9 protein-coding genes and 1 pseudogene are annotated in these 7960 nt (G+C 43.2%); 2 read left to right on the top strand and 8 right to left on the bottom strand.

From position 1 onward, the window contains the following. Positions 1 to 127: 127 nt before the first annotated feature. Positions 128 to 238: pseudogene (locus FTU54_RS10840) on the bottom strand (LysR family transcriptional regulator); the annotation flags it as partial. Between the two features lie 100 nt (positions 239 to 338). Between FTU54_RS10840 and FTU54_RS10835 the strand changes: the two are divergent. Further along, a complete protein-coding gene (locus tag FTU54_RS10835; protein WP_168391089.1) occupies positions 339 to 941 on the top strand; it encodes a LysE/ArgO family amino acid transporter in 603 nt (200 codons plus the stop codon). Between the two features lie 47 nt (positions 942 to 988). On the opposite strand, the gene FTU54_RS10830 is transcribed toward FTU54_RS10835, so the two are convergent. From FTU54_RS10830 to dapD, 5 genes are all read right to left on the bottom strand, one after another. Continuing rightward, positions 989 to 1450: a peroxiredoxin gene (locus tag FTU54_RS10830; protein WP_005176635.1), complete on the bottom strand. Its 462-nt coding sequence runs from the start codon at positions 1448 to 1450 to the stop codon at positions 989 to 991. Positions 1451 to 1606: 156 nt separating this feature from the next. Further along, positions 1607 to 2020: a hypothetical protein gene (locus FTU54_RS10825; protein WP_005176638.1), complete on the bottom strand. Its 414-nt coding sequence runs from the start codon at positions 2018 to 2020 to the stop codon at positions 1607 to 1609. A 16-nt stretch (positions 2021 to 2036) separates the two neighbouring features. Beyond that, entirely contained in the window at positions 2037 to 2705 is a 669-nt protein-coding gene (gene queC, locus FTU54_RS10820) for a 7-cyano-7-deazaguanine synthase QueC (RefSeq protein ID WP_005176642.1), read from the bottom strand. 98 nt (positions 2706 to 2803) lie between these two features. Next, the gene (gene queE / locus FTU54_RS10815) at positions 2804 to 3514 is read right to left on the bottom strand and encodes a 7-carboxy-7-deazaguanine synthase QueE (RefSeq protein ID WP_075167785.1); all 711 of its coding nucleotides are present in this window, start codon (positions 3512 to 3514) and stop codon (positions 2804 to 2806) included. 95 nt (positions 3515 to 3609) lie between these two features. Next, positions 3610 to 4431 (bottom strand): 2,3,4,5-tetrahydropyridine-2,6-dicarboxylate N-succinyltransferase, encoded by an 822-nt coding sequence (dapD, locus tag FTU54_RS10810; protein ID WP_180046697.1) that lies wholly within the window; start codon positions 4429 to 4431, stop codon positions 3610 to 3612. A 305-nt stretch (positions 4432 to 4736) separates the two neighbouring features. Between dapD and carO the strand changes: the two genes are divergently transcribed. After that, the gene (gene carO / locus FTU54_RS10805) at positions 4737 to 5468 is read left to right on the top strand and encodes an ornithine uptake porin CarO (RefSeq protein ID WP_180036439.1); all 732 of its coding nucleotides are present in this window, start codon (positions 4737 to 4739) and stop codon (positions 5466 to 5468) included. A gap of 57 nt (positions 5469 to 5525) precedes the next feature. On the opposite strand, the gene FTU54_RS10800 is transcribed toward carO, so the two are convergent. Together FTU54_RS10800 and FTU54_RS10795 are read right to left on the bottom strand one after the other, a co-directional pair. Beyond that, positions 5526 to 6740, bottom strand: a complete 1215-nt coding sequence (locus FTU54_RS10800) for an OmpP1/FadL family transporter (RefSeq protein ID WP_180046699.1) — start codon at positions 6738 to 6740, stop codon at positions 5526 to 5528. 273 nt (positions 6741 to 7013) lie between these two features. Next, complete coding sequence (locus tag FTU54_RS10795) at positions 7014 to 7937, bottom strand: CysB family HTH-type transcriptional regulator (RefSeq protein ID WP_075167787.1); 924 nt, start codon at positions 7935 to 7937, stop codon at positions 7014 to 7016. Positions 7938 to 7960: the final 23 nt, after the last annotated feature.

The following is a 7960-nucleotide window of genomic DNA, read 5'->3' as shown; positions in this document are numbered from 1 at the left end:
GAGATCCATGCACGTGTAGCAGTCCTTAACAGATTTACGGAATTAGGTCGCCCACTTACCCAAGTTACGCCTTAAATTTGGCTCAATTAGGGGCGCTTTGCATTTCAAATCTTTGTGCAACAAAGCCCACCCGCAGCGTAATTGCTGAGGCAGTTACATATAAACGCTCAGCGGCCAGCTCAAAACTTCCGGTTTCTGCTACTGCCAGAAAAGCTTCACATTGTTTACTGTTCAACATATTCATTGAGAAAAATTAAGCTATCCCTATTTTTCCTTAATTTTACTTATTTAAAAATAAAAAAATAGATAATGGCTGCATTTCAGGTGGAGTAAAAAAGATGTTGGCCTATGTACAGGGAATGGCGGTTGGTTTGGGATTGATAGCAGCGATTGGTGCACAAAATGCCTTTATCTTGAAACAGGGATTAAAAGGGCAGCATATCTTTTGGATTTGTGTGTGCTGTGCCGTATCTGATTCCATTTTAATTATGGCCGGCGTATTCGGTTTGGGGGATGTCGTGCAGCAACATCCTCAAGTGCTTACTGTGATTAAATATTTGGGCGTCGCATTTTTATTTTTATATGGACTTCAGCACGTTTATCAGGCTTGGTGTGGACAAAAGTCGATGCAGCTTGCAGATACTGCGCCACCGACATTAAAAGCCTTATTGTTGCTGTGCTTGGCATTGACCTGGCTCAATCCGCATGTCTATTTAGATACCGTGTTGCTGTTGGGTTCTATTTCAAGCCAATTCGGTGCCGGGCAACTCGATTTTATGTGGGGTGCAATTACGGCATCGTGGCTGTTCTTTTTTGCTTTGGGCTATGGCGCAAAGTGGTTATTGCCGCTGTTTCAAAACCCGAGCGCCTGGCAAATTTTAGATTGCATCATTGCCTTGATGATGTGGAGTATTGCCTGGTCTTTACTGACATTATCCTGATCACAAGCCCGAGCTTACCTCAGGCTTTTTTCCGATCCAGCAATTGTTTAACTGTTGGCTTGTAAGGTTTTTAAATCTTCCAGTACCTGCTCGGCATGTCCTGCAGCCTTGACTTTACGGTATTCCTTGACCAGCTGGCCGTTATGGAAAATAAAGGTAGAGCGCTCAATTCCCATGACTTTTTTGCCATACATATTTTTTTCTTTAATCACATCAAAATGCTGGCACAGCACTTCTTCCTTATCACTGATCAGATCAATCGTCAGGTTCTGTTTGGCAGTAAAGTTCTGATGTGCTTTCACCGAATCACGCGACACGCCAAGAATGGTCGCACCCAATGCCTCAAACTGATCTTTCAGGCCAGAAAAATCTACTGCCTGCGTGGTACAGCCTGGAGTGGAATCCTTTGGATAAAAATACACAATTAACCATTCCGCCTGTAGTTCAGCCAGATTGATTTCCGCCGTGGTGGTCGGAAAAGTCTGATTCGGTAAGTTCAAGTCGCTCATGATATCGTCCTTTTAGATTGTGTCAGTTTTTAAATTGCCTCTATCATACCGAATTTCCTGCGTTTTCTCACAAATTACCGGTAGAGAAAAATGAACGCAGCAAACTGGGTAAAAAAAAGCCTGCAATGGATGCAGGCCTCTGGAGGAACTATATGATTATTTCTTTTGCTGCGCTTGCGCGGCTTTCATGGCTTCTTCAGTTAAGGTTTTTAATTTACCGGTTAACTGAGGACCAAAACATGCCTGTAAGTCTTTGTTTTGTTTTTGGACAAAAGCAAGGGTACTTGGGCTTTTCTTCTGGTTAATGGTACTTTGGATTTCCCATTTTTGTGCATTGGTCAGCTTGCCATCGGCTTCAACTGCACAGGTACAGTATTTGCTGACTTCAGCAGCGCTTAACTTTTTACCTTTTGCAGTTTCTTCTTTACAAACATTAATCAGCGCCGATTTTACATTGGTGCTTTTATATGCCTGTTGCAATTTGTCTGTGTTGGCCTGAGCAGATGTTGCAAATACGGCTACAGTAGACACAATCGCAGAAAGGATAATGTTTGATTTTAAATTCTTCATAGATTCTACCTTGTCATTACGGTATATAACGTGTCGGATCAGCCACACCTGCGTCTAGGAAACCCTGTTTACGTAAACGACAGCTATCGCATTTTCCACAAGCACGTCCTTGGTCATCTGCCTGGTAGCAAGACACCGTTTGACTATAGTCTACGCCATGATCAAGACCTAAGCGAATGATATTTGCTTTGGATAAATGTAACAAAGGTGTTTCAAATTTGAGTGGTTTTCCTTCTACGCCCACTTTGGTGGCCAGACGCGCCATATTGGCAAAAGCCTCAATAAACTCAGGACGACAGTCCGGATAACCCGAATAATCCACCGCGTTAATACCAATAACAATGGCTTCTGCATCAAATACTTCCGCTGCTGCCAGTGCATAAGACAGGAAGATGGTGTTACGTGCTGGCACATAAGTCACCGGAATACCATCCTGTTCCTGCTCGGGTACCTCAATATTATGATCGGTCAGGGCAGAGCCACCTAAGTTACCTAAATCAATATTAATGACACGATGTTCTACACCTGCACGCTGGGTTAAGGCTTTGGCAGCGTCCAGTTCAGTGGTTGAACGCTGGCCATAACGAAAACTCAGGGCGATACATTCATAACGCGCTTGCGCCCACGCTAAACAGGTTGTTGAGTCTAAACCACCAGATAACAATACAATGGCACGAGGGCGCATCAGAATCTCCAAAATAATAAAAAGCAATTTGAGCTGTGTATAAAGCCTTGCGTTTCGCAGCTTAATTTTGCAAACAGAGCAATTATACAGCAGCCTGATTAACGACCAGTTTCGTCATTCCACAGCAGTTTGTGTAACTGTAGCTGAAAACGAACAGGGAGATGGTCTTCTAAAATCCATTGGGCCAAATCACGGGCCAGTTGTGGCATGCGTGCGGCACCATTTTCAACTTCAAAGGCAGGGGAAAACCAGACGGTACTGACTTTTTTATGCAGTTGATATAACTCTACTTGCTGCTTTGACCATTCATAATCTTCACGGTTACAAATCACAAACTTGATTTGATCGTGCGCAGTCAAATAGTCCAGATTCGAAAGCAAATTTCGTGCAACTTCCCCAGAGGTTGGGGTTTTTAAATCTAAAACTTTGGAAACACGCGGGTCTACCTTAGATACATCTAAAGCACCGCTGGTTTCCAGAGACACTTCACAGCCTAAATCTGCTAATCGCTGCATTAGAGGCAGGGCATTCGGCTGTGCCAGCGGTTCACCGCCCGTCACGCAGACATACGGTGTGTTAAAGTCCAGCGTGGTCTGAATAATTGCTTCAAGCGACTGACGCTCGCCACCTTCAAAAGAATAGGTAGTATCGCAATAAGTACAGCGCAGCGGACAACCGGTTAAACGGATAAATACAGTTGGCAGCCCTGAGGTATTGGCTTCGCCTTGTAATGAATAGAAGATCTCCGTAATGCGTAAACCCGCAGACGGATCAGAAACAGGAATAGCGGAAGATCGAAGCGTACTCATAACAAATTAACCACCGGGTAGAAAAACAAAAATCTCTACGATCATTGCTAACCGTAGAGATGAGGAGCGATAGCTCCGCTTAAACTAAAGAAAAATTAGTCTTCGCGTAATAAATCGTTCAGGCTGGTTTTCGCACGTGTTTGCGCGTCAACTTTTTTCACGATAATGGCAGCATATAAGTTGTATGTGCCACATTTAGATGGCAGGCTACCAGAAACAACTACAGAACCGGCAGGAACACGGCCGTAGTGGATTTCGCCAGTTTCACGGTCATAAATCTTGGTAGATTGACCAATGTAAACGCCCATTGAAATCACAGAACCTTCTTCAACAATCACGCCTTCCACGATTTCAGAACGTGCGCCGATGAAGCAGTTATCTTCAATAATGGTTGGATTGGCTTGTAGTGGCTCAAGTACACCACCAATACCGACACCACCAGACAAGTGTACATTTTTACCAATTTGTGCACATGAACCGACAGTGGCCCAAGTGTCTACCATAGTGCCTTCATCTACATATGCACCAATGTTGACATAAGATGGCATCAGCACCACATTTTTCGCCTGGAACGAACCTTTACGTGCAACTGCAGGGGGTACTACACGTACGCCAGCCGCTTTAAACTGTTCTTCAGTCCAGCCTTTGAATTTGGTATCGACTTTGTCATAGAAACGAAGATCACATGACTCAATTGGTTTATTGTCGTTTAGTTTAAAAGATAACAAAACGGCTTTTTTCAACCATTGGTGTACAACCCATTCACCGTCAATTTTTTCCGCTACACGCAGTGTACCGTTATCTAAGCCAGCAATAGCTTCCTCTACTGCCTGACGGATTTCAGCCGGGCAGTCTGCCGCGGTGAAATTAGCACGATCTTCAAACGCTTGTTCAATAATCGTTGAAAGCTGAGACATGATCTTCCTTCCAAAAAAATTTTCAAGATTTTACACTAAATTGAACACGGGTTAGATGAAAATTGGCGCTAAGATCGAAATTAATAATAAAGAAAAATGTTTTCGCTCAATAGAAGAAACATCTGCTTAAACTTTCACCTCAAAAAAGAGTTATCTTTCAAAAAGAAACATAGATTTGTATCAAAAAATAACAAAAAATGAGCAAAATGTGCATAAAAACTGTGCGGGAACTTCTTTATATTTAAGCTTATCAACAATAGTACGAAACATGAAAAATAAGTTTTTATTTTGAGGAGCATATTACGATGAAATCTTTACATAAAATTTTAGCCATTTCAGTGCTTGCTACAGCAGCAGGTTCAGCAATGGCAGATACAGCAGTAATACATGATAGTTATGCCTTTGATCGTAACCAACTCATTCCAACAGGTGTCCGTGCTGAAGTCGGTACAACAGGTTATGGCGGCGCTTTATTGTGGACAGCTAACCCATATGTGGGTTTAGCGCTGGGTTACAACGGTGGTGACATTTCTTGGTCGGATGACTTATCTATTAATGGTACTAAGTACGATATGGATATGGACAATAACTTGACCTATTTAAATGCTGAGATCCGTCCTTGGGGTGCAAGTCCAAGTAAGTGGGCACAAGGTGTTTATGTAGCTGCTGGTGTTGGTTATATTGACAATGAATACGGCTTAGATAAGCGAAATAAAAATGCTCAAGGAACTATTCATGTAAATGATGTTGCTTATATTGGTGAGGGTGGTGTAAAGGGCAAACTCGCTTATGAAAATGACATTGCGCCATATCTAGGTTTAGGTTTTGCTCCAAAGATTAACAATAATTGGGGCGTATTTGGTGAAGTTGGTGCTTACTACACTGGAAATCCGACAGTTGAGTTAGAGGAGTATGGTAACCTTGTTGGTGGAGAACCAATTGCAGAATCTGTACGTGCCGAAGCACAAAAAATCCGTAATGATGACAAATACGAATGGATGCCAGTTGCGAAACTAGGTGTAAGTTATCATTGGTAATATCTATTAGCTTGAGCTAAACCAAAAAACGAGCTTCGGCTCGTTTTTTTTATGCCTTTAGAAATGATGGCCAAATCTTAGTCCATATACCCAGGCATGATTGTCCCGATTGAGCGAGGCTAGACTGGAAATTTGAGTACCGGCAAAATCACTGGGTTGAATATGTGGTTGTTTAAACTTTAAATAATAGACCCCTGCAGCAATAAAACTGTCAGGTTGAAAATAAAAGAGCTGGCCTGCGCCGAGGCTATAGTGCCCATCTGCCGGATTTAGGGTCGAGGCCGGATTACCAATCCCGGAGTCCCAGCCCAGTTCTAACTGACTGATCCAGCGTGCATTCCAGCGATGTAACCCGCCCAGTTTGGCCGACCATTGATCTTTCTGATAATGAATTAATTTAAAGTCTTTAATTTCAGGAACGAATGTTGCGTAAGCATCAATCACGGCGCCAAATTGAGTCGGTTGTATATAAAAATCTTTCCAGTTAACCCAGCGTATACCTGCATAGAGCAGGTTATTGGCACTGATGCCGGTGTGTAAATCCAGATTCAGTGATTCGGGTGTGCGAACCGCGGTATTCTGGTCCGCCACAATCTGCAATTGGCCTTGTGGAGACTGTTCCTGTACCGCTAGCTGATGATGAATGGCCGAACGATAAGTGAACGCCGCACTCATGGCATATTCAGGAATCTGGTAGCGTACCCCGGCCAGCCAACCCCAGGCATCATCTTTAGGAAAATGGGCCTGATAGCCATGAAAAATATAATAATTTTGTCCCCAAAGCTCTAGATTCCCCTGAAAAGACTGATGACTGAGTCCTGCATAAAAAGTCCAGTGCGTATCCGGATGATACCCGACAAGCGCGCTAATATTTTCTGTTTTAAAGCGAATGTCGGCAGCTTCGACGTCTAATGGTTGACCATAAAAATCCGGGTTGTAGTTATAGTTGACCTTAACACCAAAGGGCTGATCATAAAGCAGGGCAAAGGAAAACTCTGGATTCAGCTGCAGTTTAAAACCACCGAGCACAAAATGCTGATCGGGTGCCAGGTTGCCGGTGGAATAGTCATAAATTCCTAACTCGGCCAGTGCAGCCTGATTTTCGACTTGTCCTGCAACATCGGCCTCTAAATGCACCAGGGAGATTTCGGCATAATGATCGGGCTGGAAAAAAATATGCATGGATTGTCCGGACTGCTCCAGCGCTGCTGCAGAAACAGCTTGAACCGGTAAAAGCAGGCTCATCGACACCCAGAAAAAATAGACCTTCATTGGCCGTCCTTTAATTTTTGGTTAAATTATAAATTTATAAAGTATTGATATTAAAAAATTATCTAGCTATTAAAACTGAATTTGATGAAAAAATAAACAATTTTAAGTGATCTTTATCCCATTTTTTAGGGGTGCTGTAATGTAGTGCAAAATGAGCGTTAGCATAAAATTTAAGAAGTGTGGATTGGACTAGTCTGATTAGTGGATCAACTTGAGAGATATAAAAAAAGAGGATGCTGATGCCATCCTCTCCATTTCCATTTTTTGTTGGGGTTAGTCTTCCGGATACGCGACTTTTTTCAGGGCTTTAATGTCGGCTTCAGGTGAGCACAGGGAAATAAACTCATAGCCATAACCACGTAGTAAATGTCCTTTACGCACCGCCAGCCAGGTGGTATTCAGGCCAAAAATATCGGTTTCTATCTGCTTTAAACGATAATCACGTTCCTGGTCATAGGCTACATTGTTGACTACACCGACGCCCATGCCTAATTCGACATAGGTTTTAATGACATCGGCATCTAGGGCAGACATCACGATATCAACATCAATACCGGCATCTTCAAAAGCTTTGTCAATTTTAGAACGGCCAGTAAAACCACCATGATAGGTAATAATCGGATATTCCGCCAAATCCTGAATGCTGATCTCGGCTTTATGGGCCAGCGGATGGTTTTGCGGGGTAATAATACTGTGCTGCCAAGTATAGTAAGGCACACTGGCCAGATTGCTTTCTGTGGTTAAGGATTCTGTTGCAATACCAATATCGGCTTCGCCTTGTAGCAGCATCTCGGTAATTTCAACCGGACTGGCCTGTTGCAGAATCAGATGCACCTTGGGAAATTCTTTTTTAAACTGGTTCACAATCGGCGGGAGTACATAACGTGCCTGAGTGTGGGTGGTGGCAATGGTTAGGGTGCCTTCATCCACTTTATTAAAATCATCGGCCAGACGTTTAATATTATCGGCATCCACCAACATGCGCTCAACAATACCGAGTAGGGCCTGACCAGGTTCAGTCAAACCGAGCAGGCGTTTGCCTTTACGGATAAACAGTTGCACACCCAGTTCATCTTCCAGGTCTTTAATATGCTTGCTCACCCCGGACTGGGAGGTGTACAGCGCCGCAGAGGCTTCGGTTAAATTGAAGTTCTGGCGCACAGTTTCTCGAATAATTCTGAGCTGTTGGAAGTTCATGTCCTTTTTTCCCTCAAAAAAGG

It is taken from the genome of Acinetobacter sp. YH12116 (genome assembly GCF_013418895.1).
GTDB lineage: Bacteria > Pseudomonadota > Gammaproteobacteria > Pseudomonadales > Moraxellaceae > Acinetobacter > Acinetobacter indicus.
The sequence above is the reverse complement of the archived record's forward strand: the minus strand, read 5'-3'. Positions and strand labels throughout refer to the sequence as shown.

What these genes read in the sequence shown, in the direction of transcription:
- FTU54_RS10835 (WP_168391089.1), top strand. Translation starts at nt 339, where the DNA reads ATGTTGGCCTATGTACAGGGAATGGCGGTTGGTTTGGGATTGATAGCA.
- FTU54_RS10830 (WP_005176635.1), bottom strand. Translation starts at nt 1,450, where the DNA reads ATGAGCGACTTGAACTTACCGAATCAGACTTTTCCGACCACCACGGCG.
- FTU54_RS10825 (WP_005176638.1), bottom strand. Translation starts at nt 2,020, where the DNA reads ATGAAGAATTTAAAATCAAACATTATCCTTTCTGCGATTGTGTCTACT.
- queC (WP_005176642.1), bottom strand. Translation starts at nt 2,705, where the DNA reads ATGCGCCCTCGTGCCATTGTATTGTTATCTGGTGGTTTAGACTCAACA.
- queE (WP_075167785.1), bottom strand. Translation starts at nt 3,514, where the DNA reads ATGAGTACGCTTCGATCTTCCGCTATTCCTGTTTCTGATCCGTCTGCG.
- dapD (WP_180046697.1), bottom strand. Translation starts at nt 4,431, where the DNA reads ATGTCTCAGCTTTCAACGATTATTGAACAAGCGTTTGAAGATCGTGCT.
- carO (WP_180036439.1), top strand. Translation starts at nt 4,737, where the DNA reads ATGAAATCTTTACATAAAATTTTAGCCATTTCAGTGCTTGCTACAGCA.
- FTU54_RS10800 (WP_180046699.1), bottom strand. Translation starts at nt 6,740, where the DNA reads ATGAAGGTCTATTTTTTCTGGGTGTCGATGAGCCTGCTTTTACCGGTT.
- FTU54_RS10795 (WP_075167787.1), bottom strand. Translation starts at nt 7,937, where the DNA reads ATGAACTTCCAACAGCTCAGAATTATTCGAGAAACTGTGCGCCAGAAC.